We start from the raw sequence: 23,739 nt of genomic DNA, 5'->3' as shown, positions 1-23,739 counted from the left end.
GCGGACGTGATGAATTATGTGTGGTTCTTTCTGGCGGCGGTGTTCGAGATCGCCGGCTGTTATGCCTTCTACATGTGGCTGCGGCTGGGCAAGAGCGGCTGGTGGATCGCCCCCGCGCTGCTCAGCCTGACCCTGTTCGGCCTGCTGCTGACCCGCGTCGAGGCGGCCTACGCCGGGCGCGCCTACGCCGCCTATGGCGGCATCTATATTGTCACTTCGCTGCTGTGGCTGGCGGTGGTGGAGCGTGCCCGGCCGATGGGCAGCGACTGGCTCGGTGCGCTGCTGTGCGTGATCGGCGCCACCATCATCGTGATCGGACCACGTTTGCAAAACAGCTGAGCGGGTAGGATCTTGTAGGCAAATTCCCGCAAAGTTGTGGGAATTGTCTATTTGCCTGTCAGAGCGTTGAACCGTTTCAGCACCCGGTTCAGTCTTCACTCTCCCCTGATGTGGAGGATTGGAGAATGCTGGTCATAGGGCGCGAAGTCGGCGAGGTCATCACCATCGATGACGACATCAAGATCAAGGTGCTGTCGGTAGACGGCAACACGGTGCGTTTCGGCATCTGCGCACCACGCGATGTGGAGGTGCACCGTGCAGAAATCTATCGGCGTATCGCCGAGCAACTGGGCAAGGGCGGCCTGGGCGCCTGATCACTGATCGTCGAGCAGCTCGCGGGGCACTTCATGCCTGGCGAGCAGTTGGCACTGCTGGCTGTCCAGGTCGAACAGGATCACCGCCTGCCCCTTGGCCAGCGCCTGGCGCACGCGCAGTACACGGGTTTCCAGCGGGGTGTCGTCGCCATTGTCGGTACCGTCGCGGGTGACGAAGTCTTCGATCAGGCGGGTGAGGGTGTCGGCTTCGAGCTGGTCGTAGGGTATCAACATAAAAAAGCTACAGAATCAGGAAAGGTTTCGCACATGCTACGCGAAACCTTTCCTGCATGTGGCCTGCATGTGGCTAGCCTTTTTGGCCAACCAGGCTGTCCACCGCCGGTACGCGGGTATCACTTTCCATTTGTGCGTCGTGTTCCAGCTGGTGGCTGAAGCTTTCCAGCGAACTGCCGGTGGGCTTGGAATCGCTGGCGAACACCGGCGGGCTGAGCAGGTAGGCGCTGAGCAGGCGGCTGAGGGCAGCCAGGCTGTCGATATGGGTGCGCTCGTAGCCGTGGGTGGCGTCGCAGCCGAACGCCAGCAGCGCGGTACGGATGTCATGCCCGGCGGTGATCGCCGAATGCGCGTCGCTGAAGTAGTAGCGGAACAGGTCGCGGCGCACCGGCAGGTTGTGCTCGCGGCCCAGGCTCAGCAGGTGGCGCGACAGGTGGTAGTCGTAGGGGCCGGCGGAGTCCTGCATGGCCACGCTGACCGCGTGTTCGCTGGAGTGCTGGCCGGGGGCGACCGGGGCGATGTCGATGCCGACGAATTCGCTGACGTCCCACGGCAATGCGGCGGCGGCCCCCGAGCCGGTTTCTTCGGTGATGGTGAACAGCGGATGGCAGTCGATCTGTGGCTGGATGCCGCTTTCGACGATGGCCTTGAGCGAGGCCAGCAGCGCCGCGACGCCGGCCTTGTCGTCCAGGTGACGGGCGCTGATATGGCCGCTTTCGGTGAACTCGGGCAACGGGTCGAAGGCCACGAAGTCACCGATGCCGATGCCCAGGGTTTCACAGTCGGCGCGGGTGGTGCAGTAGGCATCCAGGCGCAGCTCGACGTGCTCCCAGCTGACCGGCATCTGGTCGACCGCGGTATTGAAGGCGTGCCCGCTGGCCATCAGCGGCAGCACGCTGCCGCGAAACACGCCGGTGTCGGTGAACACGCTGACCCGGCTGCCCTCGGCGAAACGGCTCGACCAGCAGCCGACCGGGGCCAGGCCCAGACGGCCGTTGTCCTGCAAGGTGCGCACGCTGGCGCCGATGGTGTCCAGGTGCGCCGAAACGGCGCGGTCGGGCGAGCTCTTGCGGCCCTTGAGGGTGGCGCGGATGGTGCCGCGCCGGGTCAGCTCGAAGGGGATACCCAGTTCTTCCAGGCGCTCGGCCACGTAGCGCACGATGGTGTCGGTGAAGCCGGTGGGGCTGGGGATGGCGAGCATTTCCAGCAGGACCTTCTGCAGATAGGTCAGGTCCGGTTCGGGCAATTGATCAGGCATGCGGACTCCTCGTGGGGCGTTGTCACGGCACCGGCCGGCTGTGCGGGAACAGCAGGTCGACGAAGCGTTCGGCAGTGGGTTGGGGTTCGTGGTTGGCCAGACCGACCCGTTCATTGGCTTCGATGAACACGTAGTCGGGCTGGTCGGCGGCCTTGACCATCAGGTCCAGGCCGACCACCGGAATGTCCAGGGCGCGGGCGGCCCGCACGGCGGCATCCACCAGGGTCGGGTGCAGGCGTGCGGTGACGTCTTCCAGGCAGCCGCCGGTGTGCAGGTTGGCGGTACGCCGCACGGCCAGGCGCTGGCCGGCGGGCAGAATGGTGTCGTAGTCGACCCCGGCGGCGTGCAGGGTGCGCTGGGTTTCGGCGTCGAGCGGGATCTTGCTTTCGCCACCGGTGGCGGCCTGGCGCCTGCGGCTCTGGGCTTCGATCAGCGCACCGATGGCGTGCTGGCCGTCGCCGACGATCGAGGCCGGGTGACGAATCGCTGCGGCCACCACCTCGTAGCCGATGACCACGATGCGCAGGTCCAGCCCTTCATGAAAGCTTTCCAGCAGCACGCGGCTGTCGTATTGGCGCGCGTGCTCGATGGCGGCGTCCAGGTCTTGCAGGCAGGTCAGGTTGACCGCCACGCCGTTGCCCTGTTCGCCATCCAGCGGCTTGACCACCACCGCGCCGTGGTCTTCCAGAAAGGCCAGGTTGTCGGCGGCGTTGCCCGCCAGCTGTTGCGCCGGCAGGCTCAGGCCGGCGGCTTCGAGCACCTTGTGGGTCAGGCTCTTGTCCTGGCACAGGGTCATGCTCACGGCGGTGGTCAGGTCGCTGAGCGACTCGCGGCAGCGCACCCGGCGTCCGCCGTGGTTGAGGGTGAACAGCCCGGCGGTGGCATCGTCCACCTGCACATCGATGCCGCGCTTGTAGGCTTCCTCGACGATGATCCGCGCATAGGGGTTGAGCCCGGCCTCCGGCCCCGGCCCCAGGAACAGCGGCTGGTTGATGCCGTTCTTGCGCTTGACCGCGAAGGTGGGCAGGGTGCGAAAGCCCAGCTTGGCGTACAGCCGCTTGGCCTGGCGATTGTCGTGCAGCACCGACAGGTCGAGGTGGCTCAGCCCGCGGCTCATGAAGTGTTCGATCAGGTGGCGTACCAGTACTTCGCCGACCCCGGGCCGGGTGCAGTTGGGGTCCACGGCCAGGCACCACAGGCTGCTGCCGTGCTCCGGGTCGTCGAAGGCCTTTTGATGATTCAGCCCCATCACGCTGCCGATCACCGCACCGTTGTCCTCGTCTTCGGCCAGCCAGTACACCGGGCCGCCCTGGTGGCGCGGAGTGATCAGCGCCGGGTCGACCGGCAGCATGCCACGGGCCACGTACAGCTCGTTGATGGCTGCCCAGTCGCTGTCGCTCTGTGCGCGGCGGATACGAAAGCCGCGAAACACCCGCTGCGCCTGGCGGTAGTCGCTGAACCACAGGCGCAAGGTGTCGGAGGGGTCGAGAAACAGCTGTTGCGGCGCCTGGGCCAGTACCTGCTGGGGGGCGGCCACGTACAGCGCGATATCGCGCTCGCCGGGCTGCTCCTTGGCCAGGGCCGCCGCCAGGCTGGCCGGGTCGGGGTAGGTGTGGCCGATCAGCAGCCGGCCCCAACCGCAATGCAGCCAGCGCGGCTGGTCGTGCGGGTCGCTGCCGTCGCCGGCCAGTTGCGCCTGCAGGCGTTCATAGGACGGCACCTGGCCGCGCAGCAGGCGCTGGCCATAGGGTGAGGCATGGGCTTTCATCGATCAGATTCCTTGTTCGCTGAGCCACAGGTTCAGCGCGGCCAGTTGCCACAGCTTGGAGCCGCGCAGCGGCGTCAGTTGCCCATGCGGGTCGCTGAGCAGGCGGTCGAGCATGGCCGGGTTGAACAGGCCGCGGTCCTGGCTCGGGTCCAGCAGCAGCTCGCGTACCCAGTCCAGGGTGGCGCCTTGCAGATGCTTGAGGCCCGGTACCGGGAAGTAGCCCTTCTTGCGGTCGATGACTTCACTGGGGATGACCAGTCGCGCGGCTTCCTTGAGCACCTGCTTGCCGCCATCGGGCAGCTTGAACTGGGCCGGCACCCGCGCCGACAGCTCCACCAGCCGGTAGTCGAGGAACGGCGTGCGAGCCTCCAGGCCCCAGGCCATGGTCATGTTGTCGACCCGTTTGACCGGGTCGTCGACCAGCATCACCGTGCTGTCCAGGCGCAGGGCCTTGTCGACTGCCGCGCTGGCGCCGGGCTGGGCGAAGTGCTGGCGCACGAAGTCGCCGGCGGCGTCATTGCCCAGCAGCCAGGCCGGCTGTACGGTGTCGCGGTACTCGTCGTAGCTGCGGTCGAAGAAGGCCTCGCGGTAGGCCGCGTACGGGTCCTTGGCGCCGTCCACCTGCGGGTACCAGTGGTAGCCGGCGAACAGCTCGTCGGCACCCTGGCCGCTCTGCACCACCTTGCAGTGCTTGGCCACTTCCCGCGAGAGCAGGTAGAAGGCGATGCAGTCGTGGCTGACCATCGGCTCGCTCATGGCGCGGAACGCGGCCGGCAGTTGCTCGATGATTTCGCGCTCGTCGATGCGCAACTGGTGGTGGCGGGTGCCGTAGTGCTTGGCGATCAGGTCCGAATACTGGAACTCGTCGCCACGTTCGCCGCCGGCATCTTCGAAGCCGATGGAGAAGGTCGACAGGTCCTCGACCCCGACTTCGCGCAGCAGGCCGACCAGCAGGCTGGAGTCGACGCCGCCCGAGAGCAGCACGCCGACATCCACGGCCGCGCGCTGACGGATTGCAACGGCTTCGCGGGTGCTGTCGAGCACGCGGTCGCGCCAGTCTTCCAGGGTCAGGTGCTGTTCATCGGTGCGTGGGCCGTAGTGCAGGTTCCACCACACGTGCTGCTCGGCGCGGCCCTGGGCGTCGATGCGCATCCAGGTGGCCGGTGGCAGCTTTTCGATGTTCGCCAGCAGGGTCCGCGGGGCGGGCACCACGGCGTGGAAGTTCAGGTAGTGGTTGAGTGCCACCGGGTCGAGCACCGGGTTGATGTCGCCACCCTTGAGCAGGGCCGGCAGGCTCGATGCGAAGCGCAGGCGTTCGCCGGTGCGCGACAGGTACAGCGGCTTGACCCCCAGGCGGTCGCGGGCGAGGAACAGCTGCTGGCTGTCACGTTCCCAGATCGCCAGGGCGAACATGCCGTTCAGGCGCGGCAGCAGATCGGCGCCCCAGGCGTGGTAGCCCTTGAGCAGCACTTCGGTGTCGCCGTCCGAGTAGAAGGCATAGCCCAGGCTTTCGAGTTCGGCGCGCAGCTCGGGGAAGTTGTAGATAGCGCCGTTGAACGCCAGCGACAGGCCCAGCTGACTGTCGATCATGGGCTGGGCCGAGCCGTCGGACAGGTCCATGATCTTCAGGCGCCGATGGCCCAGGGCGATGGGCCCCTGGCTATGGAAGCCCCAGGCATCCGGGCCGCGGGGCGCCAGGTGATGGGTCATCCGTTCGACCGCGGCCAGGTCCGCCGGGCGTGGTGTGTTGGCTACAGGGGTGAAACGAAACTCTCCAGCTAATCCGCACATAAGTCCTTACCGGTTTTTCCGTTGGGGAAGGTGCCCTGAATTCGGGCACATAGGAACTGACCGGTGCGGATCCTGTGAGTTTTAGATCAATCTGTTATAAGCCTTCAGCCTTGCTTGCCCTTGCCGCGTATCAGTTCGCGCAACATGAAACGATTCGGGTGGCAGGCCTCGGCCACGTCGCGCGGCACCGGCAAGGGTGCGTTGTCGACCCAGGCGGCGATCAGTTCACCCGCCAGAGGCGCGGTGATCAGGCCGCGCGAACCATGGCCGCTGTTCACATACAGCCCCTCCAGCCAGGGGCACGAACTGTCCGGCAGCTGTCGCGCGTCCTTGCCGAGCACGGCATACGCCTGGTTGAACGCCGCCTTGTCGGCCAACGGGCCGACGATCGGCAGGTAGTCGGGGCTGGTGCAGCGAAACGCCGCGCGGCCCTGCAGGCTGGCAGGTTCCAGCTCGGCAGCGCCAAGGCGTTCTGCCAGGTCGCCGGAGATTTCCCGCAGCAGCTCCAGGTTGCTCGCATGTTCGGCAGCGGTGGGGGCGAGGTCGGTGCTGTGGAAGTCGAAGCTCGCCCCCAGGGTGTGTTCGCCCAGGCGCGGCGGCGCGACGTAACCGTCGGCGCACACCACGGTGCCCAGCGCGCGGCTGGCGTTGGTGGCCGGCAGGCGGGTGATCTGCCCGCGGATGCGCTTGAGCGGCAGCTCGGCGCACGGCTCGAAACGATGGATGTCCGCTGCGCTGGCCAGCACCACCAGCGGCGCGCTGGCCAGCAGGCGCTCGCCGTCCCATGCCTGCCACAAGCCGTCGACCTTGCGCAGCTGTACCACGTCATGGTGGGGCAGCAGGGTGATGTTCGGTTGCCCGGCCTGCCATTGGCACAGCGCGGGCGGATGCACCCAGCCGCCCTCGGGGTAGTACAGACCGCCACTGGGCAGGCCGACCCCGGCCACGGCTTCGGCCTGCGGCTGGTCGAGGCGCTGCAGCAGGGTGTCGCTGAACGCCTGGTCGAGCTTGATCTGGCGCTGGTCTTCCTTGTCGTCGAAGGCCAGTTGCAGCACCCCGCAGGCGTCCCAGTCGGTGCCGCGCTGCAACTGTTCGAGCAGGCGGCGGGTGTAGCCGAAGCCGGCGACGATCAGCCGCGACAGCGCGGTGCCGTGGGCCGACAGCTTCAGGTACAGCACGCCCTGGGGGTTGCCCGAGGCTTCACCGGCAGGGGCGGCGTGGCGCTCCAGCAGGCGTACCTGCCAGCCGCGCGCCGCCAGGCTGGCGGCGGTGGTGCAACCGGCCAGGCCGGCGCCGATCACCAGCGCCTCGCGGGGGCCGGCCAGCGGCGCGGGGCGCGCGAACCATGGGGCAACCGGCGCGAGCGGCGCTTGCTCGGCAGGCCAGCCGGTGAATGCGCCGCGCAGCACTTCCCATTTTTTGCCGATACCCGGAATGCGCTTCATCTTGAAGCCCACCGCAATCAGCCCGCGACGCACCCAGCCGGTGCTGGTGAAGGTGCCAAGGGTGGCACCCGGCGCCGACAGGCGGCCGAGCTGGGCGAACAGCTCGGGGGTCCACATGTCGGGGTTCTTGGCCGGGGCAAAGCCATCGAGAAACCAGGCGTCGATGGGGGCGTCCAACTGCGGCAGCTGTTCCCGCGCATCGCCGATCATCAGGGTCAGGGTCACCCGACCCTGGTCGAAGACGAACTGCTGGAAACCTTCGTGCACCGCCACGTACTGCGCCAGCAGTGGCTGGCTGAACGGCGTCAGCTCGGGCCACAGGGCCAGGGCCTTGGCCAGGTCGGCATGGCTGAGGGGGTATTTTTCGACGCTGACGAAATGCAGGCGTGCCCCGGCCGGTGCACAGTCGGCGAACACCTGCCAGGCGCAGAAGAAGTTCAGGCCGGTGCCGAAGCCGGTTTCCCCGATCACCAGGCAACTGCCGTCGGCCATCGCGGCGAAGCGCTGGCGCAGGTCGTTCTGCTCGATGAACACATGACGGGTTTCCTCCAGGCTCTGCTCCTTGGAGAAATAGATGTCGTCGTACTGGCGTGAATACGGGCGGCCCTGTTCATCCCACTCGATCTGGGCGTACTGGGTCGGGGTGGCGGGGGTGTCGTTCATGTTCGGCTCGGCAACAGCGAAGCGTGCATTCTAGCCGATCGCCTTGCGACAAAGGGCTGCGTGATCCGCTAGTCTTGCTTATCCAAGAAGGGAGCCTGGTATGTTCGAATCCGCCGAAATTGGTCACGCCATCGACAAAGAAACCTATGACGCCGAAGTGCCGGCGTTGCGCGAAGCCTTGCTCGAAGCCCAGTTCGAGCTCAAGCAGCAGTCTCGCTTTCCGGTCATCGTGCTGATCAATGGCATCGAGGGGGCCGGCAAGGGCGAAACCGTCAAGCTGCTCAACGAGTGGATGGACCCGCGCCTGATCGAGGTGCGCACCTTCGACCAGCAGACCGACGAGGAGCTGGCCCGGCCGCCGGCCTGGCGCTACTGGCGGGCCTTGCCGAGCAAGGGGCGCATGGGCGTCTTCTTCGGCAACTGGTACAGCCAGATGCTGCAGGGGCGGGTGCATGGTCAGTTCAAGGACGCGGTGCTCGACCAGGCCATCAACGGTGCCGAACGGCTGGAAAAGATGCTGTGCGACGAAGGCGCGCTGATCTTCAAGTTCTGGTTTCACCTGTCCAAGAAGCAGATGAAGGCGCGGCTCAAGTCGCTCAAGGATGACCCGCTGCACAGCTGGAAGATCAGCCCGCTGGACTGGCAGCAATCGCAGACCTATGACCGGTTCGTGCGCTTCGGCGAACGGGTGCTGCGCCGCACCAGCCGTGACTATGCGCCCTGGCACATCATCGAGGGCGTGGACCCGAACTACCGTAGCCTGGCAGTGGGCAAGATCCTGCTCGAGGGCCTGCAGAACGCCTTGAAGGCCAAGGCCCTGGGGCGCCAGACCAACATCGCGCCGCTGGGCGAATCCATCGACGGACGCAGCCTGCTGGGCAGCCTGGACATGACCCTGCGTCTGGACAAGAACGACTACCAGGAGCAACTGATTGTCGAGCAGGCCCGTCTGGCGGGCCTGCTGCGTGACAAGCGCATGCGTCGCCACGCGCTGGTGGCGGTGTTCGAGGGCAACGACGCGGCGGGCAAGGGCGGTGCCATTCGGCGCGTGGCCGCCGCGCTGGACCCGCGTCAGTACCGCATCGTGCCGATTGCCGCCCCTACCGAGGAGGAGCGGGCGCAGCCCTACCTGTGGCGGTTCTGGCGGCACATTCCGGCGCGCGGCAAGTTCACGGTGTTCGACCGCTCGTGGTACGGGCGGGTGCTGGTGGAGCGTATCGAGGGCTTTTGCAGCCAGGCCGACTGGATGCGCGCCTATGGCGAGATCAACGATTTCGAGGAGCAACTGCACGACGCTGGCGTGGTGGTGGTCAAGTTCTGGCTGTCGATCGACGAGCAGACCCAGCTGGAGCGTTTTCAAGAGCGCGAGCAGATACCGTTCAAACGCTTCAAGATCACCGAGGAAGACTGGCGCAACCGCGACAAGTGGGACGCGTACTCCGAGGCGGTGGGCGACATGGTCGACCGCACCAGCACCGAAGTGGCGCCCTGGACGCTGGTGGAGGCCAATGACAAGCGTTGGGCGCGAGTGAAGGTGCTGCGCACCATCAACGAGGCGCTGGAGGCGGCGTTCAAGAAAGACAAGAAGTGATCATTGGCCGCATCGCGGGGCAAGCCCGCTCCCACAGGAACTCCATCAGCCTTGTGGGAGCGGCTTGACCCGCGACGGGCTGCGTAGCAGATCTTTTTTCAGCCTTTGCCGCCGGCCTCGAGCATCTGCTCCGGCCTTACCCATTCATCGAACTGCGCATCGGTCAGATACCCCAGTTCCAGCGCCGCCTCGCGCAGGGTGGTGCCTTCGGCGTAGGCCTTCTTGGCGATCTGCGCCGACTTGTCGTAACCGATATGCGGGTTGAGTGCCGTCACCAGCATCAGCCCGCGCTCCAGGTGCTCGGCCATCTGCTGCGGGTCTGGCTCGATGCCCGCCACGCAGTGCTGCTGGAAGTTGCGGCAGCCATCGGCCAGCAGTTCGATCGACTGCAGCAGGTTGTGGATGATCACCGGCTTGAACACGTTGAGCTGCAGGTGGCCCTGGCTGGCGGCAAAGCCGATGGTGGTGTCGTTGCCCAGCACCTGGCAGGCCAGCATCGACAGTGCCTCGCACTGGGTCGGGTTGACCTTGCCGGGCATGATCGAGCTGCCCGGCTCGTTGGCCGGCAGGCGCACCTCGGCCAGCCCCGCGCGCGGCCCGGAGCCGAGCAGGCGCAGGTCGTTGGCCAGCTTCATCAGGGCCACGGCCAGGGTTTTCAGCGCACCGGCCAGGGTGATCAGCGGCTCGTGCCCGGCCAGTGCTGCAAACTTGTTGGGCGCGGTGACGAACGGCAGCCCCGACAAGGCGGCAAGCTCGGCGGCGATCGCCTCGGCAAACCCGTGCGGCGCGTTCAGCCCGGTACCCACGGCGGTACCGCCCTGGGCCAGTTCGCACACCGCCGGCAGCGCCGCGCGGATGGCGCGCTGGGCGTAGTCCAGCTGGGCCACGTAGGCCGAGACCTCCTGGCCGAAGGTGATCGGGGTGGCGTCCATCATGTGGGTTCGCCCGGTCTTGACCAGTTGCATGTGGCGTGCGGCCAGTTCGGCCAACCCGCCCGACAGCTCGGCGATGGCCGGCAGCAGTTGCTGGTTGACCGCCTGTGCGGCGGCAATGTGCATGGCGGTCGGGAAGCAGTCGTTGGAGCTCTGCGAGCGGTTGACGTGGTCGTTGGGGTGCACCGGCACCTTGCCGCCGCGGCCCTTGCCAGCCAGCTCGTTGGCGCGCCCGGCCAACACTTCGTTGGCGTTCATGTTGCTCTGGGTGCCGCTGCCGGTCTGCCACACCACCAGCGGGAACTGGTCGTCATGCTCGCCGGCCAGCACCTCGTCGGCGGCCTGTTCGATCAGGCGGGCGATGTCGGCCGGCAGGTCGCCGTTGCGGTCATTGACCCGCGCTGCGGCTTTCTTGATCAGCACCAGCGCGTGCAGTACCGCCAGCGGCATGCGTTCCTTGCCGATGGCAAAGTTGATCAGCGAGCGCTGGGTCTGGGCACCCCAGTAGGCCTCGTCAGGAACTTCAACCGGGCCCAGGCTGTCAGTTTCGATACGGCTCATGCGGTACGCACTCCTTCAATGGCTTGTTTGCGCAGTTTAGGCCCTGATTCGGCATGGCGGTTCCATTGCCTGTCGTCCCTCTTGAGCAGGCTGCCCCAGTCGGCGCAGAATGCTCTACTCTGGGTACGCCCTCTTTTTATTTTAAGGAATTTCGATGACCCGTCTTCGCGCCCTCTGCACGGCTGTCGCGCTGGTCTGCGCCAGCGGCCAGGCACTCGCCGATACCGCCAGCCACAACGCCAGCGCTGAAAAATTCCTGGTGATGGCGCACGCCGACAAACTGGGTACCCCGGTCTACATGCAGGTGCAGCAGATGTTTGCCCAGCGCTTCGAGCAGACCAAGGCGCCGGCGTCCAAAAAGGCCGTGCTTGAAACCTACCAGGCCAAGGCCAACGCCGCCCTGGACCAGGCCATCGGCTGGAACAAGCTCAAGCCGGACATGATCAAGCTGTACACCAGCACCTTCAGCGAATCCGAGCTCAAGGACCTGGTCGCCTTCTACCAGTCGCCACTGGGCAAGAAAGTCCTGGAAAAGATGCCTGCCGTTACCCAGCAGTCGGCCCAGCTGACCCAGCAGAAGCTTGAAAGCGCCGTGCCGGTGGTCAACAAGCTGCTGGCCGACATGACCAACGAGCTGGACCCGTCCGCCGGCAAGGCGGCCGCACCGGCCAAGAAACCTTAAGCGGAGCCCAGCATGTCGATGCAGCAGAAGATCGAACAGAGCCTGGCGGCGCTCGCCCCGCAGCACCTCGAGGTGCTGGACGAGAGCCACATGCACAGCCGGGGCCAGCAGACCCACTACAAGGCCGTGCTGGTCAGCGAACAGTTCGATGGCTTGAACAGCGTCAAGCGCCACCAGAAGGTCTACGCCACCCTGGGTAACCTGATGGGGCAGTTCCATGCCCTGGCGTTGCACACCTACACCCCGCAGGAATGGCAGAAAGTCGGCAGCGCGCCGGCTTCGCCCACCTGCGCCGGAGGCAGCAAACACTGAAATCCCTTTCAGGTTTTTGCTAGAATCCGCAACGCGCCGCCTGTCGGCGCGTTTTTTATTGTCGACCCGGTCCGCCCTTTGCGAGGGTGACCACCTGGAGAATCAAGGCATGACCCAAGCTATCGTCGTGGCGGCGCTGTACAAGTTCGTCACCCTGAAAGATTACGTCGAGCTGCGCGAGCCGCTGCTCGAGACCATGGAGCGCAACGGGGTCAAGGGCACCCTGCTGCTGGCCGAAGAGGGTATCAACGGCACCGTGTCGGGTACCCGCGAAGGCATCGATGGCCTGCTGGCCTGGCTGCGCAGCGATGCACGCCTGGTGGACATCGATCACAAGGAATCGTACTGCGACGAACAGCCGTTCTACCGCACCAAGGTCAAGCTCAAGAAAGAGATCGTGACCCTCGGCGTGCCGGGCGTGGACCCGAACCGGACGGTCGGTACCTATGTCGAGCCCAAGGACTGGAACGCGCTGATCAGCGACCCCGAAGTGCTGCTGATCGACACCCGCAACGACTATGAAGTGGCGATTGGTACCTTCGAGGGCGCCATCGACCCCAAGACCACCACCTTTCGCGAGTTTCCCGAGTACATCAAGGCCAACTTCGACCCTGCCCGGCACAAGAAGGTGGCGATGTTCTGCACCGGTGGCATCCGCTGCGAAAAAGCCTCCAGCTATATGCTCGGCGAGGGTTTCGAAGCGGTCTATCATCTTAAGGGTGGCATCCTGAAGTACCTCGAGGAGGTTCCCCAGGAAGAAACGCGCTGGCAGGGCGACTGCTTTGTCTTCGACAACCGCGTGACCGTGCGTCACGACCTCAGCGAAGGCGACTACGACCAGTGCCACGCCTGTCGTACCCCGATCAGCGTGGAAGAACGGGCCTCCGAGCATTATTCGCCAGGCATCAGCTGCCCGCATTGCTGGGACAGCCTGAGCGAGAAGACCCGGCGCAGCGCCATCGATCGGCAGAAGCAGATCGAGTTGGCCAAGGCCCGCAACATGCCGCACCCGATCGGCCACAACTATCGCAAAGCCGAGGTGTGATGGATGACCGCTCGCCTGCTGTATGTAATGGACCCGATGTGCTCCTGGTGCTGGGGTTTCGCACCCGTGGCCGAGGCCCTGATACGGCAGGCGCGCGAGGCCGGCGTGGACACCCACCTGGTGCCCGGCGGCCTGCGCTCGGGCAGCAGTGCGCTGGATGCCTCCACCCGGCGCTACATTCTTGAACACTGGCAGGCGGTCAACCAGGCCACCGGCCAGCCGTTCCAGCTCGAGGGCGCGATGCCCGAAGGCTTTGTCTACGACACCGAACCTGCCTGCCGCGCGCTGGTGGCTGCACGCAGCCTCGACCCGCAGCGGGCCTGGACGCTGCTGGGGATGATCCAGCAGGCGTTCTACCAGCGCAGCGAAGACGTGACCCTGCCGGTCAAGCTGGTGGAGCTGGCCGAGCAGGCCGGTTTCGACCGCGCCGCCTTCGCCGAGGCCTTCAGCAGCGGCGACACCCGCAGCGCCACCGCCGCCGACTTCACCTGGGTGCAGGACCTGGGCATCGCGGGCTTCCCGACCCTGCTCGCCGAGCGCAATGGCCAACTGGCCCTGCTGACCAACGGCTACCAGGCCCTGGGGGCGCTGCAGCCGCTGCTGGGGCGCTGGCTGGAGCATGCGGTCAATGCTTGACCTGCCTGGCTCCCCCGACCCGGTGCCCGGGCCGACGCCGGCACCTGTCGATCGCTTGAGCTGGGCCGAGATCCGGCGCCTGGCGCAACACCACAAGAAAGCCCTGTGGACTGCCAACGGCGTGGCCGTGCTGGCGGCCCTGTGCAGTGTGCCGATTCCGCTGCTGCTGCCGTTGCTGGTCGACGAAGTGCTGCTGGGGCACGGCGATGCGGCGCTCAAGTGGATGAACAACCTGCTGCCCGCCAGCTGGCAGGTGGCGGCCGGCTACATCGGCCTGATGCTGGTCTTCACCCTGACGCTGCGCTGTGCGGCACTGGCTTTCAACGTGGTGCAGGCCAAGCTGTTCGCCGGGCTGGCCAAGGACATCGTCTACCGGCTGCGCATCCGCCTGATCGAGCGGCTCAAGCGCATCTCGCTGAGCGAGTACGAGAGCCTGGGCAGCGGTACGGTGACCACGCACCTGGTCACCGATCTGGACACCGTGGACAAGTTCGTCGGTGAAACCCTCAGCCGCTTTCTGGTGGCCATGCTCACGCTGGCCGGCACCTCGGCGATCCTGTTGTGGATGCACTGGCAGCTGGCGCTGTTGATCCTGCTGTTCAACCCGCTGGTGATCTTTGCCACGGTGCAGTTGGGCAAGCGGGTCAAGCACCTGAAGAAACTCGAGAACGACAGCACCTCGCGCTTCACCCAGGCACTGACCGAAACCCTGGATGCGATCCAGGAAATCCGTGCCGGCAACCGCCAGGGCTACTTTCTCGGGCGCCTGGGCATGCGTGCCCAGGAGGTGCGCAACTATGCGGTGTCCTCGCAATGGAAGAGCGATGCCAGCAGCCGCGCCAGTGGCTTGCTGTTCCAGTTCGGCATCGACATCTTTCGCGCAGCGGCCATGCTCACGGTGCTGTTTTCCGACCTCAGCATCGGCCAGATGCTGGCGGTGTTCAGCTACCTGTGGTTCATGATCGGCCCGGTGGAGCAGTTGCTCAACCTGCAGTACGCCTACTACGCGGCAGGTGGTGCGCTGAGCCGGATCAACGAGCTGCTGGCGCGCAGCGACGAGCCGCAGTATCCCGGCGGCATCGACCCTTTCGCGGGGCAGACCACCGTGGGCATCGAGGTGCGCGGGCTGCGTTTCGGCTATGGCGAGGAGCCGGTGCTGGACCAGTTGAACCTGTCCATCGCACCCGGCGAGAAGGTGGCCATCGTCGGCGCCAGCGGCGGCGGCAAGAGCACCCTGGTGCAGCTGTTGCTGGGCCTGTACAGCGCCCAGGCCGGCAGCATCCGCTTCGGCGGTTCGACCTTGCAGGAGATCGGCCTGGAAACCCTGCGCGAGCATGTGGCGGTGGTGTTGCAGCACCCGTCGCTGTTCAACGACACCGTGCGCGCCAACCTGACCATGGGCCGCGAGAGTACCGATGAGGCCTGCTGGCAGGCGCTGCGCATTGCCCAGCTCGACGCCACCATCGCCGCGCTGCCGCAGGGCCTGGACAGTGTGGTGGGACGTTCGGGCGTGCGTCTGTCCGGCGGGCAGCGCCAGCGTCTGGCGATAGCGCGCATGGTGCTGGCCGAGCCCAAGGTCGTCATTCTCGATGAGGCCACCTCGGCACTGGACGCGGCCACCGAGTACAACCTGCACCAGGCGCTGAGCCGCTTCCTCAGCGCCCGTACCACCCTGATCATCGCTCACCGCCTGTCGGCAGTGAAGCAGGCCGACCGCGTGCTGGTGTTCGACGGCGGGCATGTCGCCGAGGATGGCGGTCACCAGCAGCTGATCGCCGAGGGCGGGTTGTACGCCAAGCTCTATGGGCATTTGCAACAGAGCTGAGGGCCTTCTACTGTACAACTGTTGTACAGGTGAAAAAGGGCCTGATGGCAGGTGGCAAATGGCCTAGGCTGTGTCTGTGCAGGATGAGACTCATCGGGCTGCGCATTGCTGCAAGGGACCTCATGAAGCAGAAACGGACTCTCGAAGCGCCCAGGTTGTTGGGCATCATCTGGCCTTTTGTGGCGGTCGTACTGTTCCAGGCCTTGCTGGGGGGCATCAGCCTCTATGCCTTGTCGGCCGTGCGCGGTTATGTGGCGGGCGAGAGCCTGTGGTCCAAGGGGCAGAAGGACGCCATCTACTTCCTGAGCCTGTATACCGACAGCCGCGACGAGGCGGCCTACCAGAAGTACCGGCAGGCCATCGCCATCCCCCAGGGTGGGCACCAGCTGCGCACCGCGCTGGACGCCAAGCCCCTGGACCTGGCCGCTGCGCGCCAGGGCATCCTCAGGGGCGGCAACCACCCGGATGACATCGACAGCGTCATCTGGCTCTACCTGAATTTCCGTCATGTCAGCTACATGGAACGCGCCATCGAACGCTGGTCGGTGGGGGACGACTACCTGCAGCAGCTGGATGCGCTGGCCAACCGGATCCACCAGGGTATCGTCACCGGGAATGTCACTGCGCAGCGGGTTGCAGCCTGGAAGGGTGAGATCGCCGCGATCAACGAGGCGGTAACCCCCGCCGCCATGGCGTTCAGCGATGCCCTGGGCGAAGGATCGCGCATGCTGTTGCGCCTGCTGCTGGTGGTCAACCTGGCCACGGCACTGTTTCTGATTGCGCTGGCCTGCCTGCGCACGCACAAGCTGCTGGCGCAGCGCCAGGCCTTTGCCAGTGCCCTGCAGGTGGAGAAGGATCGGGCGCAGATCACCTTGCAGTCGATTGGCGATGGGGTGATCACCACCGATGTCGAGGGTTGTATCGCCTACATGAACCCTGCCGCCGAGCAGTTGACCCACTGGAGCGCCGGACAGGCCCAGGGCCTGCCGCTGGCGGCGCTGTTCAGCCTGCTGGACGACAACGCCGAAAAAGACAGCCTGTCCCTTACCGAGCGCATTCTGAGCGGTACCCTCAAGGGCGGCAGCGAGCACGCCAAGCTGATCCAGCGGCTGGACGGCAGCACGGTGTCGGTGGCCCTGGTGGGCTCGCCGATCATCAGTGACGGTCAGGTCAGCGGCATCGTGCTGGTGCTGCACGACATGACCCAGGAGCGCCAGTACATCGCCAACCTGTCGTGGCAGGCCACCCATGATGCCCTCACCGGGCTGGCCAACCGGCGCGAATTCGAATACCGGCTGGAGCTGGCGCTGGGCGACCTGGGCCGCCAGGCGGCGCGCCACACCCTGCTGTTTCTGGACCTGGATCAGTTCAAGCTGGTCAACGACACCTGTGGCCATGCGGCGGGCGACGAATTGCTGCGTCACATTTGCGCGGTGCTGCAGGCGGGCGTTCGCGAGGGCGATACCCTGGCGCGCCTGGGCGGCGACGAGTTCGGTATCCTGCTGGAGAACTGCCTGCCCGAGCAGGCCGAGCGCATTGCCGAGAATCTGCGCCAGACCGTGCAGAGCCTGCACTTCGTGTGGAAGGGGCGCCCGTTCATGACCACCGTGAGCGTGGGGCTGGTCCACCTGCAACTGGCACCCCATACGCTGGAGGCCTCGCTGCGTGCGGCCGACATGGCGTGCTACATGGCCAAGGAGAAGGGGCGCAACCGGGTGCAGGTGTACCACCCCGACGACACCGAGCTGTCCATGCGCTTTGGCGAGATGGCCTGGATCCAGCGCCTGCACATCGCCCTGGAGGAAGACCGCTTCTGCCTGTATGCCCAGGAAATCGCACCACTGGCGGCCGGTGAGTCGGATGCCGGTCATCTGGAAATACTGCTGCGCCTGCATGATGAGAGCGGGCGCATCATCCTGCCCGACAGCTTCATCCCGGCCGCCGAACGCTATGGGCTCATGACGGCCCTGGATCGCTGGGTGGTGAACAGAGTGTTCAAGGTGATTCGCCAGGCGCTGGACGAGGGGCGAAAGGGGCCATTGGCAATGTGCGCCATCAACCTGTCGGGCAGCAGCATCGGCGATGACAAGTTTCTGGATTATCTGCAGCGCCAGTTCGTCGAGTACGCCATACCGCCTGAAATGATCTGTTTCGAGATCACCGAAACCAGTGCGATTGCCAACCTGGGCAGCGCCATCCGTTTCATCAACGAATTGAAAGGGCTGGGTTGCCACTTTTCGCTGGACGACTTCTGCGCCGGGATGTCGTCGTTTGCCTACCTCAAACACCTGCCCGTGGACTTCCTGAAAATCGACGGGAGTTTCGTCAAGGACATGCTTGACGATCCGATTAACCGGGCTATGGTCGAAGTGATCAACCATATTGGCCACGTCATGGGCAAGCGCACCATTGCCGAGTTTGTCGAGACGCCCCTGATCGAGCAGGCGCTGCATGAAATTGGTGTCGATTACGCCCAGGGCTACCTGATCGAGCGGCCGCAGGTGTTCACCTGTGAAAGCTTGCAACGCCGGCGTATCCGTTCGCGACCCTTGCTGTTCAGGACGCCGGGGACGTTTCGCTGAGCGTTCACTTCAAATCACAAGGATGTAGGGATATGACAGTGATTGATGCATTTGAGCGAGTGGGTCCATTGATGGACGCGCAAAGTTACCCACTCTGGGCTCAGAAACTGATCGAGGATTGCAGTGCGAGCAAGCAGCGGGTGGTAGAGCATGAAATCTATCACCGCCTGCGCGACGGCAAGCTAAGCCAGCGCACCCTGCGCCAGTATCTGATCGGCGGCTGGCCGGTAGTCGAACAGTTTTCGGTGTACATGGCGCAGAACCTGGCCAAGACCAGTTTTGCCCGCCACCCGGGGGAAGACATGGCGCGTCGCTGGCTGATGCGCAATATCCGTGTCGAGCTCAACCATGCCGACTACTGGGTGCACTGGGCCCAGGCGCACGGGGTCAGCCTGGACGATCTGAACGAGCAGAACGTGCCGACCGAGTTGCAGGCGCTGAGTGACTGGTGCTGGCATACCTGTGCGGCCGATTCGCTGATCGTGGCCATGGCCGCGACCAACTATGCGATCGAAGGCGCGGTGGGGGAATGGTCGGCGCTGGTGTGTTCGACGGATACCTACGCCAACGGCTTTCCCGAAAGCGGGCGCAAACGCGCCATGAAATGGCTGAGGATGCACGCGCAGTATGACGACGAGCACCCTTGGGAGGCGTTGGAGATCATCTGCACGCTGGCGGGCAACAACCCACCACAGGCGCTGCAGACCCAGCTGCGTCGTGCGATCTGCAAGAGCTACGACTACATGTACCTGTTTCTGGAGCGCTGCCTGCAGCTGGAGCAGTCCCCACAGGCCGAGCCGGGCTCCACTGCCCGGTCGCGCTCGGCCCTGGTCGGCGCCTGAGGGCTACTGTGCGTTGAGCGCCTGGCCGTTGATGCCCTTGCTGTCCGGGCCCATCAGGTAGAGGTAGACCGGCATGATCTGCTCGGGCAGCGGGTTGTTCTCCGGTGCCTCGGCAGGGTAGGCCTGGGCGCGCATGCTGGTGCGTGTGGCGCCCGGGTTGACGCTGTTGGCGCGCACGGGGGCAACGTTCTCCAGCTCGTCGGCGAGGGTCTGCATCAGGCCTTCGGTGGCGAATTTCGATACGCCATAGGCACCCCAGTAGGCCCGGCCCTTGCGCCCGACGCTGCTGGAGGTGAACACCACCGAGGCATCCTCCGACAGCTTGAGCAGCGGCAGCAGGGTGCTGGTGAGCATGAACATGGCGTTGACGTTGATGTGCATGACGCGCATGAAGTTCTCGCCCGACAACTGCTCCAGCGGGGTACGCGGGCCGATGATGGAGGCGTTGTGCAGCAGCCCGTCGAGACGACCGAATTCGTTTTCCACCATCACTGCCAGCTCATCGTACTGATGGGGCAGGGCGGTTTCGAGGTTGAAGGGCACGACCACCGGTGCCGGATGGCCGGCTGCGGTGATCTGGTCGTGCACCTCGTTGAGGTTGGCTTCGGTCTTGCCCAGCAGCAGTACCGTGGCGCCATGGGCAGCGTAGGCCTTGGCAGCAGCGGCGCCGATGCCGCGACCGGCGCCGGTGACCAGGATGACCCGGCCGTTGAGCAGGCCGGGGCGGGCGGTGTAGTCGAACATGGGATTCCCTCGAGATCGTGGTGAGGCATTCGCCGGCACGGCCGGCTCCTACAAATCGATCCGGTGTTGCAGGAGCCGGCCGTGCCGGCGAAGCTTTTGGCGGGTGTCGGCGATCAGCAGCCGCACAGGGCGCTGTCGAGCACCTTGCGCAGGTCCAGCGGATGATCGACCACCACGTCCGCGCCCCAGTTGTTGGGGTTGTCCTCTGGATGAATATAGCCGTAGCGCACCGCTGCGGTGCGGGTGCCGGCGTCGCGGCCCGACTCGATGTCGCGCAGGTCGTCACCCACGAACAGCACGCTGGCCGGGTCCAGGTTCAGGGTCTTGCAGGCCAGGATCAGCGGCTCGGGGTCGGGCTTGCTGTTCTTCACGTGATCCGGACAGATCAGCAAAGAAGATCGCTCGGCCAGGCCCAGCTGCTGCATGATCGGCTCGGCGAAGCGTACCGGCTTGTTGGTGACCACGCCCCACAGCAGGTTGCCTTTTTCGATGTCGGCCAGCAGCTCGGCCATGCCGTCGAACAGCTTGCTGTGCACCGCGCAATCCTTCTGGTAGCGCTCGAGGAATTCCAGGCGCAGCGCCTCGAACTCGGGGGCTTCGGGGCTCATCGCGAACGCGGCGGCGACCATGGCTCGGGCGCCACCGGAAATCACCTCGCGAATCCGTTCATCGTCGATTGCCGGCAGGCTGCGGTCGGCCAGCATGGCCTGGCAGATGGCGATGAAATCCGGCGCCGTGTCGAGCAGGGTGCCGTCCATGTCGAAAAGTACTGCTCGCAAACGCATGCTCATTCCTCGCGCAGGGTCTGGATCATGTAGTTGACGTCGACGTCGCTGGCCAGTTTGTAGTGCTTGGTCAGCGGGTTGTAGGTCAGGCCGATGATGTCCTTGACGCTCAGGCCCGCTTCGCGGCTCCAGGCGCCCAGTTCGGACGGTCGGATGAATTTCTTGAAGTCATGGGTGCCGCGCGGCAGCAGCTTCATGATGTATTCCGCACCGATGATGGCGAACAGGTAGGCCTTGGGGTTGCGGTTGATGGTGGAGAAGAATACCTGGCCACCGGGCTTGACCATGCGGTAGCAGGCGCGGATCACCGAGGAGGGGTCGGGTACGTGCTCGAGCATCTCCAGGCAGGTGACCACGTCGAACTGCTCGGGCATTTCCTCGGCCAGGGCTTCGGCGGTGATCTGCCGGTACTCCACCTCGACGCCGGACTCCAGCTGGTGCAGGCGGGCGACGGCCAGCGGCGCTTCACCCATGTCGATGCCGGTGACGGTGGCACCCCGTAGGGCCATGGCCTCGCTGAGAATGCCGCCGCCACAACCGACGTCGAGCACTTTCTTGCCGGCCAGCTTGACCCGCTCGTCGACCCAGTTGACCCGCAGCGGATTGATGTCGTGCAGTGGCTTGAATTCGCTCTCGCGGTCCCACCAGCGGTGGGCCAGGGCTTCGAATTTGGCGATTTCGGCGTGGTCGACGTTGCTCATGGAACGGTCCTCAGAAACTTTGATAATTCGCTACAGGTCGGCAGCCGTGGCTGCCGACGGGTTATTCGTACAGGCCGCCGATGCGCTGGCCCCAGTCGCAGGCGCTGGCATGCAGGGCCTGTTCGTCGAGCCGGGTGAGGCGGCGCTCATCGAGCAGTTGCCGGCCGGCCACCCAGACATGTCTTGCGCAGTCCCGCCCGCTGGCATACACCAGTTGCGAGACCGGGTCGTAGATCGGCTGCTGGGCCAGGCCCGACAGGTCGAATGCCACCAGGTCGGCAGCCTTGCCCAGCTCCAGTGAGCCGGTTACGGCCTCCAGGCCCAGCGCGCGGGCGCCGTTGAGGGTTGCCATGCGCAAGGCGCGATGGGCATCCAGGGCGCTGGCCGAACCTGACACGGCCTTGGCCAGCAGGGCCGCGGTACGGGTTTCGCCCAGCAGGTCGAGGTCGTTGTTGCTGGCGGCGCCATCGGTGCCTATGGCTACGTTGACGCCAGCCTGCCACAGGCGTTCCACCGGGCAGAAGCCGCTGGCCAGCTTGAGGTTGGATTCAGGGCAGTGCACCACGCTGGTGTTGCTTTCTACCAGCAGGGCCAGGTCGTCGTCGCTGACCTGGGTCATGTGCACGGCCTGCAGGCGCGGGCCCAGCAGGCCGATGCGTGCCAGGCGCGCCAATGGCCGCTCGCCGCACTGGTCGATGGACTGCTGCACCTCGAAGGCGGTCTCGTGCAGGTGCATGTGCACCGGCGCGTCCAGCTCTTCGGCGATCACCCGGACCTTTTCCAGGTTGGCGTCGCTGACCGTGTACGGTGCGTGCGGGCCCAGGGCCACGGTAATGCGCGGATGGTGGCGCAGGTCGCCGAACAGCTCCACGCCCAGGTGCAGGCCTTCGTCGAAGGTGCGGGCGCCGGGAATCGGGAAGTCCAGCAACGGCACTGCGATCTGCGCGCGCATGCCGCTGTCGTGCACGCATTCGCTGGCGATCTTGGGGAAGAAGTACATGTCCGAGAAGCAGGTGATGCCACCCTTGAGCTGTTCGGCAATGGCCAGGTTGGTGCCGTCACGCACGAAGGCTTCATCGACCCAGCGGGCTTCGGCGGGCCAGATGTGCTCCTGCAGCCAGGTCATCAGCGGCAAGTCGTCGGCCAGGCCGCGAAACAGCGTCATCGCGGCGTGGCCGTGGGCGTTGATCAGGCCGGGGGCGAGCAGGCAGCCGGGCAGCTCGCGCACCTCGGTGGCCTGCAGGCGCAGGGCGTCTTCGCGCGGGCCGATGAAGGCGATCAGGCCGTCGCGGATACCGATGCCGTGGCCCTTGAGAACAACCCCGGCCGGTTCGACGGGCACCAGCCACGAGGGCAGGAGCAACAGGTCGAGGGGAGGGGCAGGCTTGGGCATGTGCGAAAATCCCGGTATCGCGGAAGGTGGGGGCGAAGTATACCCGAGCGTCCGCGGCTGGGGCTCGTTATAATCGTGCGCTTTTGATGTCCGAATGACGGGGTGAGGCATGCGCGATCGACTGTTGGCTGCGGAGAAGGTGACGGCCATCGATTGGCGGGATGGTGCCCTGTATCTGCTCGACCAGCGTGCGCTGCCGTTCGAGCAGCGCTGGCTGGCGTATACCGATGCCGTCGGGGTGGCCGAGGCCATCCGCACCATGGTGGTGCGCGGCGCCCCGGCCATCGGCATCAGTGCGGCCTATGGCCTGGTGCTGGCGCTGCGTCAGCGCCTGGCGGATGGCGATGACTGGGAAATGGCTCTGGAAGAGGACTTCGAGCTGCTGGGCGAAGCCCGTCCCACCGCCGTCAACCTGTTCTGGGCACTGAACCGCATGCGCGAGCGGCTGTTGCGGATCAAGGCCGGGGATGACGTGCTGGCGATCATGCTGGCCGAAGCCGAGGCCATTCACGAGAGCGACCGTGAAGCCAACCTGACCATGGCCCAGCTGGGCGCCGAGCTGATTCGCAGGCATCAGGGCAGCGAGCAGGCCATCCTCACCCACTGCAATGCCGGCGCGCTGGCCACGGGCGGGTTCGGCACTGCGCTGGGGGTGATTCGCGCCGCGTACCTGGAAGGCATGGTGGAGCGGGTGTACGTGGCCGAGACCCGGCCCTGGCTGCAAGGGTCGCGGCTGACCGCCTGGGAGCTTGCCGGTGAAGGGGTGCCGGTGACCATCGGCGTCGATTCCGCCGCCGCGCACCTGATGAAGACCAAGGGCATCACCTGGGTGATCGTCGGCGCCGACCGCATCACTGCCAATGGCGACGTGGTCAGCAAGATCGGCACCTACCAGCTGGCGGTCAATGCCATGCACCATGGGGTTCGCTTCATGGTGGTGGCGCCCAGTTCGAGCATCGACCTCAACCTGGCCAGTGGCGAGGAGGTGATGCTCGAGGAGCGGGATGTCAGCGAGCTGCTGGAGGTGGGCGGCGAACGGGTCGGGGCCGGGGTAGAGGCCTTCAATCCGGTGTTCGATGTGACGCCGGCAGACCTGATCGACGTGATCGTGACCGAAAAGGGCATTGTCGAGCGTCCGGACGCGGCCAAGATGGCGCAGTTGATGTGCCGCAAGCGGTTGCATTGAAGTCCGCGCCGCGCCCTTTGCCGGCAAGCCGGCCTCAGATCGGGCGGCGGTTTGCCATACTCCCAAGCCTATCGGGACTGTGGTAACATCCGACGGTTTCCAAGACCGCC

Annotated in this window: 21 protein-coding genes; 11 read left to right on the top strand and 10 right to left on the bottom strand. The window is 65.6% G+C overall.

Annotation, left to right across the window (positions count from 1 at the left end):
- The first annotated feature begins 6 nt into the window (after positions 1-6).
- Both KH389_RS19985 and csrA read left to right on the top strand, forming a co-directional pair.
- The gene (locus KH389_RS19985) at positions 7-339 is read left to right on the top strand and encodes a YnfA family protein (protein ID WP_054915866.1); all 333 of its coding nucleotides are present in this window, start codon (positions 7-9) and stop codon (positions 337-339) included.
- Between the two features lie 125 nt (positions 340-464).
- Positions 465-653 (top strand): carbon storage regulator CsrA, encoded by a 189-nt coding sequence (gene csrA / locus KH389_RS19980; protein WP_043862657.1) that lies wholly within the window; start codon positions 465-467, stop codon positions 651-653.
- On the opposite strand, the gene KH389_RS19975 is transcribed toward csrA, so the two are convergent.
- The 5 genes from KH389_RS19975 to mnmC form a co-directional block, all read right to left on the bottom strand.
- Positions 654-887, bottom strand: a complete 234-nt coding sequence (locus tag KH389_RS19975) for a YheU family protein (RefSeq protein ID WP_043862658.1) — start codon at positions 885-887, stop codon at positions 654-656.
- Between the two features lie 73 nt (positions 888-960).
- A complete protein-coding gene (locus KH389_RS19970) occupies positions 961-2,145 on the bottom strand; it encodes an osmoprotectant NAGGN system M42 family peptidase (RefSeq protein ID WP_043862659.1) in 1,185 nt (394 codons plus the stop codon).
- Between the two features lie 22 nt (positions 2,146-2,167).
- Positions 2,168-3,913 carry an N-acetylglutaminylglutamine synthetase gene (ngg, locus tag KH389_RS19965; protein ID WP_058541030.1) on the bottom strand — a complete coding sequence of 582 codons (1,746 nt, stop codon included), beginning with the start codon at positions 3,911-3,913 and terminating at the stop codon, positions 2,168-2,170.
- A 3-nt stretch (positions 3,914-3,916) separates the two neighbouring features.
- Complete coding sequence (locus tag KH389_RS19960; RefSeq protein ID WP_043862661.1) at positions 3,917-5,704, bottom strand: N-acetylglutaminylglutamine amidotransferase; 1,788 nt, start codon at positions 5,702-5,704, stop codon at positions 3,917-3,919.
- A 104-nt stretch (positions 5,705-5,808) separates the two neighbouring features.
- Positions 5,809-7,812, bottom strand: coding sequence for a bifunctional tRNA (5-methylaminomethyl-2-thiouridine)(34)-methyltransferase MnmC2/FAD-dependent 5-carboxymethylaminomethyl-2-thiouridine(34) oxidoreductase MnmC1 (gene mnmC, locus KH389_RS19955; protein WP_213606104.1), 2,004 nt, complete (start codon positions 7,810-7,812; stop codon positions 5,809-5,811).
- A gap of 100 nt (positions 7,813-7,912) precedes the next feature.
- Here mnmC and pap point away from each other — a divergent pair, with 100 nt between their 5' ends.
- Positions 7,913-9,403: a polyphosphate:AMP phosphotransferase gene (gene pap, locus KH389_RS19950; RefSeq protein ID WP_088514041.1), complete on the top strand. Its 1,491-nt coding sequence runs from the start codon at positions 7,913-7,915 to the stop codon at positions 9,401-9,403.
- A 98-nt stretch (positions 9,404-9,501) separates the two neighbouring features.
- On the opposite strand, the gene KH389_RS19945 is transcribed toward pap, so the two are convergent.
- Positions 9,502-10,896 (bottom strand): class II fumarate hydratase, encoded by a 1,395-nt coding sequence (locus KH389_RS19945; RefSeq protein WP_043862664.1) that lies wholly within the window; start codon positions 10,894-10,896, stop codon positions 9,502-9,504.
- A 154-nt stretch (positions 10,897-11,050) separates the two neighbouring features.
- Between KH389_RS19945 and KH389_RS19940 the strand changes: the two genes are divergently transcribed.
- From KH389_RS19940 to KH389_RS19910, 7 genes are all read left to right on the top strand, one after another.
- Positions 11,051-11,578, top strand: coding sequence for a DUF2059 domain-containing protein (locus tag KH389_RS19940; protein ID WP_043862665.1), 528 nt, complete (start codon positions 11,051-11,053; stop codon positions 11,576-11,578).
- Positions 11,579-11,590: 12 nt separating this feature from the next.
- A complete protein-coding gene (locus KH389_RS19935; protein WP_213606102.1) occupies positions 11,591-11,890 on the top strand; it encodes a BolA family protein in 300 nt (99 codons plus the stop codon).
- A 109-nt stretch (positions 11,891-11,999) separates the two neighbouring features.
- Positions 12,000-12,935, top strand: a complete 936-nt coding sequence (gene trhO, locus KH389_RS19930) for an oxygen-dependent tRNA uridine(34) hydroxylase TrhO (RefSeq protein ID WP_043862667.1) — start codon at positions 12,000-12,002, stop codon at positions 12,933-12,935.
- Between the two features lie 3 nt (positions 12,936-12,938).
- Entirely contained in the window at positions 12,939-13,571 is a 633-nt protein-coding gene (locus tag KH389_RS19925; protein ID WP_043862668.1) for a DsbA family protein, read from the top strand.
- A complete protein-coding gene (locus KH389_RS19920; protein ID WP_043862669.1) occupies positions 13,564-15,396 on the top strand; it encodes an ABC transporter ATP-binding protein in 1,833 nt (610 codons plus the stop codon). The genes KH389_RS19925 and KH389_RS19920 overlap by 8 nt, the downstream gene beginning before the upstream one ends.
- A 122-nt stretch (positions 15,397-15,518) precedes the next feature.
- On the top strand, positions 15,519-17,978 hold the full coding sequence (locus KH389_RS19915) for an EAL domain-containing protein (RefSeq protein WP_043862670.1): 2,460 nt from the start codon (positions 15,519-15,521) through the stop codon (positions 17,976-17,978).
- A gap of 38 nt (positions 17,979-18,016) precedes the next feature.
- Positions 18,017-18,820 (top strand): iron-containing redox enzyme family protein, encoded by an 804-nt coding sequence (locus KH389_RS19910; protein ID WP_054915876.1) that lies wholly within the window; start codon positions 18,017-18,019, stop codon positions 18,818-18,820.
- A gap of 3 nt (positions 18,821-18,823) precedes the next feature.
- On the opposite strand, the gene KH389_RS19905 is transcribed toward KH389_RS19910, so the two are convergent.
- The 4 genes from KH389_RS19905 to KH389_RS19890 form a co-directional block, all read right to left on the bottom strand.
- Positions 18,824-19,564, bottom strand: a complete 741-nt coding sequence (locus tag KH389_RS19905) for a YciK family oxidoreductase (RefSeq protein WP_054915860.1) — start codon at positions 19,562-19,564, stop codon at positions 18,824-18,826.
- Positions 19,565-19,677: 113 nt separating this feature from the next.
- Positions 19,678-20,349, bottom strand: coding sequence for an N-acetylmuramic acid 6-phosphate phosphatase MupP (gene mupP, locus KH389_RS19900; RefSeq protein ID WP_043862672.1), 672 nt, complete (start codon positions 20,347-20,349; stop codon positions 19,678-19,680).
- Between the two features lie 2 nt (positions 20,350-20,351).
- The gene (gene ubiG, locus KH389_RS19895) at positions 20,352-21,050 is read right to left on the bottom strand and encodes a bifunctional 2-polyprenyl-6-hydroxyphenol methylase/3-demethylubiquinol 3-O-methyltransferase UbiG (protein ID WP_043862673.1); all 699 of its coding nucleotides are present in this window, start codon (positions 21,048-21,050) and stop codon (positions 20,352-20,354) included.
- 61 nt (positions 21,051-21,111) lie between these two features.
- Entirely contained in the window at positions 21,112-22,443 is a 1,332-nt protein-coding gene (locus KH389_RS19890) for a TRZ/ATZ family hydrolase (RefSeq protein WP_078479775.1), read from the bottom strand.
- A 109-nt stretch (positions 22,444-22,552) separates the two neighbouring features.
- On the opposite strand from KH389_RS19890, the gene mtnA reads away from it, so the two are divergent.
- The gene (gene mtnA, locus KH389_RS19885; RefSeq protein ID WP_078479774.1) at positions 22,553-23,629 is read left to right on the top strand and encodes an S-methyl-5-thioribose-1-phosphate isomerase; all 1,077 of its coding nucleotides are present in this window, start codon (positions 22,553-22,555) and stop codon (positions 23,627-23,629) included.
- The last annotated feature ends 110 nt before the right edge of the window (positions 23,630-23,739 follow it).

This window comes from Pseudomonas qingdaonensis (assembly GCF_018398475.1).
GTDB lineage: Bacteria > Pseudomonadota > Gammaproteobacteria > Pseudomonadales > Pseudomonadaceae > Aquipseudomonas > Aquipseudomonas palmensis.
The sequence above is the reverse complement of the archived record's forward strand: the minus strand, read 5'-3'. Positions and strand labels throughout refer to the sequence as shown.

What these genes read in the sequence shown, in the direction of transcription:
- csrA (WP_043862657.1), top strand. Translation starts at nt 465, where the DNA reads ATGCTGGTCATAGGGCGCGAAGTCGGCGAGGTCATCACCATCGATGAC.
- KH389_RS19975 (WP_043862658.1), bottom strand. Translation starts at nt 887, where the DNA reads ATGTTGATACCCTACGACCAGCTCGAAGCCGACACCCTCACCCGCCTG.
- KH389_RS19970 (WP_043862659.1), bottom strand. Translation starts at nt 2,145, where the DNA reads ATGCCTGATCAATTGCCCGAACCGGACCTGACCTATCTGCAGAAGGTC.
- ngg (WP_058541030.1), bottom strand. Translation starts at nt 3,913, where the DNA reads ATGAAAGCCCATGCCTCACCCTATGGCCAGCGCCTGCTGCGCGGCCAG.
- KH389_RS19960 (WP_043862661.1), bottom strand. Translation starts at nt 5,704, where the DNA reads ATGTGCGGATTAGCTGGAGAGTTTCGTTTCACCCCTGTAGCCAACACA.
- mnmC (WP_213606104.1), bottom strand. Translation starts at nt 7,812, where the DNA reads ATGAACGACACCCCCGCCACCCCGACCCAGTACGCCCAGATCGAGTGG.
- pap (WP_088514041.1), top strand. Translation starts at nt 7,913, where the DNA reads ATGTTCGAATCCGCCGAAATTGGTCACGCCATCGACAAAGAAACCTAT.
- KH389_RS19945 (WP_043862664.1), bottom strand. Translation starts at nt 10,896, where the DNA reads ATGAGCCGTATCGAAACTGACAGCCTGGGCCCGGTTGAAGTTCCTGAC.
- KH389_RS19940 (WP_043862665.1), top strand. Translation starts at nt 11,051, where the DNA reads ATGACCCGTCTTCGCGCCCTCTGCACGGCTGTCGCGCTGGTCTGCGCC.
- KH389_RS19935 (WP_213606102.1), top strand. Translation starts at nt 11,591, where the DNA reads ATGTCGATGCAGCAGAAGATCGAACAGAGCCTGGCGGCGCTCGCCCCG.
- trhO (WP_043862667.1), top strand. Translation starts at nt 12,000, where the DNA reads ATGACCCAAGCTATCGTCGTGGCGGCGCTGTACAAGTTCGTCACCCTG.
- KH389_RS19925 (WP_043862668.1), top strand. Translation starts at nt 12,939, where the DNA reads ATGACCGCTCGCCTGCTGTATGTAATGGACCCGATGTGCTCCTGGTGC.
- KH389_RS19920 (WP_043862669.1), top strand. Translation starts at nt 13,564, where the DNA reads ATGCTTGACCTGCCTGGCTCCCCCGACCCGGTGCCCGGGCCGACGCCG.
- KH389_RS19915 (WP_043862670.1), top strand. Translation starts at nt 15,519, where the DNA reads ATGAAGCAGAAACGGACTCTCGAAGCGCCCAGGTTGTTGGGCATCATC.
- KH389_RS19905 (WP_054915860.1), bottom strand. Translation starts at nt 19,564, where the DNA reads ATGTTCGACTACACCGCCCGCCCCGGCCTGCTCAACGGCCGGGTCATC.
- mupP (WP_043862672.1), bottom strand. Translation starts at nt 20,349, where the DNA reads ATGCGTTTGCGAGCAGTACTTTTCGACATGGACGGCACCCTGCTCGAC.
- ubiG (WP_043862673.1), bottom strand. Translation starts at nt 21,050, where the DNA reads ATGAGCAACGTCGACCACGCCGAAATCGCCAAATTCGAAGCCCTGGCC.
- KH389_RS19890 (WP_078479775.1), bottom strand. Translation starts at nt 22,443, where the DNA reads ATGCCCAAGCCTGCCCCTCCCCTCGACCTGTTGCTCCTGCCCTCGTGG.
- mtnA (WP_078479774.1), top strand. Translation starts at nt 22,553, where the DNA reads ATGCGCGATCGACTGTTGGCTGCGGAGAAGGTGACGGCCATCGATTGG.